Source organism: Henriciella sp. (genome assembly GCF_049649345.1).
Classification (GTDB): domain Bacteria; phylum Pseudomonadota; class Alphaproteobacteria; order Caulobacterales; family Hyphomonadaceae; genus Henriciella.
Window position 1 is genome coordinate 1 of record NZ_JBARZC010000626.1, and the last position, 1,774, is coordinate 1,774.

1 protein-coding gene is annotated in these 1,774 nt (G+C 65.0%); it reads left to right on the forward strand.

Features of this window, described 5'->3' with window-relative positions:
• Window positions 1-1,711: tetratricopeptide repeat protein (locus WA989_RS17355; protein WP_424341735.1), on the forward strand; the 1,711-nt coding region annotated here is incomplete at its 5' end.
• Window positions 1,712-1,774: the final 63 nt, after the last annotated feature.

A 1,774-nucleotide genomic window follows, 5' to 3' on the forward strand; every position in this document is an offset into this window, starting at 1 on the left:
CAGCGAGGCAGCCTCTGCGCTTGATGCCTCCTTCAACGAACTCCCAGCCAATGATTCATGGCTGACCACGCCGCCTGCTGGCCAGACCGAGGCTCAGCGAGACGCCTGGGTCAGCGAACGCGCCGGCTTCCGGCTTGGCCGCGCAACCGAGTCGGCGGTTGCCTATCGCGGCCTTGCCTCGCGCTATGAGGCCGGCGCCAACCTGCCGTCTGCCTCGATCTGCTCGGACAGGATGGATTGCCTGTCGAAGGCGCTGAACCGGCTCTCTGGGGCGCGAGGCGCCCTCAGCGCATTCGCGGCCACCGCGACAGAGCCGCCTCGTCCCGAATATGACAATTACTACCTCCAGCTTGCCCGCCTGCATGCCGCGCGCGCCACGCCAGCAGATTCAGAGCCGGCGATTTCGGCGTATCAGGAAATCATGGCCCGCCAGCCGGCCGCGAGGTCTGAACTCGCCGCGCTGACGACCGAGCTCGGATCAGACGCTGCAACACGGGATGACGCCGGCAGCGCCACGCTCGCCATCCGCTATTTCGATATTGCGCGCCAGGCCGATGCCAGCGCTTTCCGCCCTGAGATCGGACTGGGCAATGTCTATCTGCGACTTGGCCAGGCCGGCGGTGATATCGTCCAGTATCAGGCGGCCGAAGAGGCCTTCACGCGCGCACTCAGCAAAGCAAGCTCGCGCTCTGACGAGGCAGCCGCCTATGTTGGACGCGGCAGCGCACGAGACGCGATAGCGAGCCTGCAGGGCACATCCCGCGAGGCCGCGCTTGCCGACTTCAAGGAAGCCTCCGACCGCGCCTCCTCCGGCGATGTCTATCTCGTCCTGGCCAATGCCTACAGGGATCAGGGCAATTGGGAACAGGCCGACACAGACTATACCAGGGCGATTACTGCGCTGCGCTCGGAAGGAGCAAGCGGCGCGACGCTGGCAAAGGCCTATATGGACCAGGCCCATGTGCGCAGCCAGATCGGCACCGCCCCGGCAAACATCCGCGCCCTGTACAGCCAAGCCGTATCGGCCCAGCCGAATTCGGCAAAGCCCCTCATGGCCCGGGCGAAATTCGACATCGCGCATGGCGATTGGGCGGCCGCAGAGGCCGATCTGCTGCGGGTTGCCAGCGCAACTTCCCGCGGCAGTCTCGATGATGCCATCGCCCACAAGCCGGAAGCCAATTCGCTCCTCGCTGACCTCTACGCCTCCAAGCCGTCACCGGACTATGCGACCGCCGTGAGATTCGCCGATGAAGCGGTTCGGCTCGACGGCACCAATCCGGAATACCGGGCCGAAGCCTGTCTTGCCCGCATCCTTCGCGGCCGCGACGGGGTCTGGGGAGACGGCGCAGAAGCCGCCTGCAATCTCGGGACAGACACGGACGAGCTACTCGTGCGGTCGATGTTTGCGATGCGCCGGGCCCAGTATGCCAGCGTCGCCAATGCCAACCGCATCCGCCGGGATGCCCGCGACGATGCCGATGATGCGCTCGACGGTGCAGGCTCGGGCGTGACCGGTCTCGACTGGCCAACCCGTACAAGCCCGCCTCCAACACGGACCAAGGCGATCCTGCTCTACATCCAGGAAGCCGCCCTTGCCTGCGGCGGCAACTATACGTTCGACCTGCCAACAGATGAGGGCGTCTCTTCGCAGGAATACGCGCAGGCGAGCGCGTTTCTGGACGCTTATAATTCGCGCAAGTGTACACCATAACCGAGACGAAAAGCGGCTCGTCCGGCGTATCGCAGGCAGCCAACAGGACTTCATGAGGAGAAT